General features: G+C 62.9%; 2 protein-coding genes. One reads left to right on the top strand and one right to left on the bottom strand.

The window, feature by feature from the left end; translation table 11 throughout:
- Nucleotides 1–143: 143 nt before the first annotated feature.
- Entirely contained in the window at nucleotides 144–674 is a 531-nt protein-coding gene (locus tag FS320_RS43135; protein ID WP_152718620.1) for a 2'-5' RNA ligase family protein, read from the bottom strand.
- Between the two features lie 113 nt (nucleotides 675–787).
- On the opposite strand from FS320_RS43135, the gene FS320_RS43130 reads away from it, so the two are divergent.
- A complete protein-coding gene (locus FS320_RS43130) occupies nucleotides 788–1,513 on the top strand; it encodes a gamma-glutamylcyclotransferase (protein WP_152718619.1) in 726 nt (241 codons plus the stop codon).
- Nucleotides 1,514–1,562: the final 49 nt, after the last annotated feature.

The following is a 1,562-nucleotide window of genomic DNA, read 5'->3' as shown; positions in this document are numbered from 1 at the left end:
TGAACGGCTTCAACATGCGTCCACCCTCCAACCGATCCATTTTGTAACGCCGAATCTGGACGTGGTCAGGGCTGGAAAGAGTGTTCCACAAACGCCTGTCGGACTGCCGAAGACGTTTTTCTCACATACCAGGATGCATTCGGTTACCCGGGTCGGTCGAGCGGCTGCTCGGCCATAATGAATACGGGTGCTAAGGAAACACAGTCCGCGACATCGAAGATGACCTCGAATGCTGCGATGGTACGGGCGGCAAACGCTAAGGCCTCCTCTCGGTACTTGAGCAGGATCTGCGTTCCCAGCGTGCAGTGGGGAACCCAGGCACCAGGCCGATAGCGTGGATGGCAGTGCCGAGGATCGATGAGAGCGTGCACCCTCGCATGGGCGCTGGTGAGATCGGCAGAAGGTGAAGGCTCCGCCCAAAGCACCAGCGGGTCATCGAAGAAGCGCAACCTCGTGAAGGTGAGGCGGAGCGCCGACCTGCCTGCGAACGCCTCGCGGAGTACGTTGCTTGCCTGGACCAGAGGAATGTCGTCGTAGACCGCCAAGGTAAGGTGGGGTGGGTAACCCAGAGCCGCCATGGAAGGACGGCTCTCGAACTGCGCAACCTCCTCCCACAGTGCCCTGATCGGGCCTGCGGGGTCGTTCACCACTTTGAGGCTGATCGCATAAGCCATGCCGGTTCCATATAGCGGAGATCGGGCGACGGTGCCGGTTCCGCGTGCGCGACACCGCCTTCGCCTGCGAGTATCATCGGGCAGCGACAGCCCATTGTCAGCAGGGGGATCCGATGCGGACCCGTCAAATGGCGCTCACGCCAGCACATGTGGCGCAGGTCCACCGCGTGCTGGACGATCCCGGCCCGGACCCGACGTGGACCTACCATACCGACGAGGACTACGATGCTCTGGTACGGGGCCTGCTTGCCTCGCATCCCGATAGGCCGGACACTTGGCTGTTCGCCTACGGCTCCCTGATTTGGAAGCCCGAGTTGGAGCATGTAGAGACTCGGCGGAGCACGGCTCAAGGTTGGCACCGCTCGTTCTGCTTCCGGATCGAGCGCTTCCGGGGCACCCGGGAGCAGCCCGGGCTGATGATGTCCCTTGACCGGGGCGGTCAATGTCAAGGCATCGTCTTCAGGCTTCCACCGGATGACCTGGAGGGGCAACTGCAAAAGCTGGTCCGGCGCGAGATCACGGTGAAGCCACCCAACAACATTCCGCGATGGATCGCCGTGAGGACGGATCAGGGGCCGCTGCGCGCCATCGCGTTCGTGATGAACCGGCAGTCGCGCTTCTACACGGGCAGACTGTCGCCGGAAGAGATCGCCGACGTGCTGGCGAGGGCGTCCGGCCATTGGGGCTCCTGCGCCGAGTACCTGCACAACACGGTGGCGCACCTGGAGGAGCAGGGCATCCGCGATCGCAACCTCTGGCGATTACAGGCCCTGGTCGCCGAGCGGATCAAGTCGGAGGCGTCCGTTCCGGCAGACCGCGCGGCGTTGCAGAATTCCTAGTGGTCAAATTCTGACGCTTGGTACCCGTTGCCGAGAGCTGCTTGTGACC

This window comes from Microvirga tunisiensis (genome assembly GCF_009296175.1).
Taxonomy (GTDB): domain Bacteria; phylum Pseudomonadota; class Alphaproteobacteria; order Rhizobiales; family Beijerinckiaceae; genus Microvirga; species Microvirga tunisiensis.
Note: the sequence above shows the minus strand (reverse complement) of the source record. Positions and strands in the feature narration are given on the sequence as shown.

Excerpts from the sequence above, each read along its gene's own strand:
- FS320_RS43135 (WP_152718620.1), bottom strand. The coding sequence starts at position 674 with ATGGCTTATGCGATCAGCCTCAAAGTGGTGAACGACCCCGCAGGCCCG.
- FS320_RS43130 (WP_152718619.1), top strand. The coding sequence starts at position 788 with ATGCGGACCCGTCAAATGGCGCTCACGCCAGCACATGTGGCGCAGGTC.